This is a genomic window from Olsenella uli (assembly GCF_016900775.1).
GTDB lineage: Bacteria > Actinomycetota > Coriobacteriia > Coriobacteriales > Atopobiaceae > Thermophilibacter > Thermophilibacter uli_A.
Genome location: NZ_JACJKN010000064.1, coordinates 1 through 203, shown reverse-complemented (window position 1 = coordinate 203; position 203 = coordinate 1). Strand labels below are relative to the sequence as shown.

At 73.4% G+C, this 203-nt stretch carries 1 protein-coding gene; it reads right to left on the bottom strand.

The genetic code is table 11. The features are described from left to right. Positions 1-203 (bottom strand): hypothetical protein (locus tag H6A23_RS11325; RefSeq protein WP_204832270.1); only part of this gene is annotated, 203 nt, incomplete at both ends.

The window sequence follows — 203 nt, the reverse complement described above, 5'->3', positions numbered from 1 at the left end:
TCCCGGCCGCCGCGCAGGACGTAGCCCTCCTCGGTGGTGTAGTGCGCCCAGCCGTCCTCGGAGTAGCCCTCGACCGCGGCGTGCGCGTCGGCGTCCACCCAGTAGCGCTGGAGGCCCTGGCCGTACGCGTCGGAGACCACCCAGCCGGGGCCCGCGAGGCGCCCGTCGTTGTCGGCCAGGTAGACGTAGGTCTTACCGTCCTC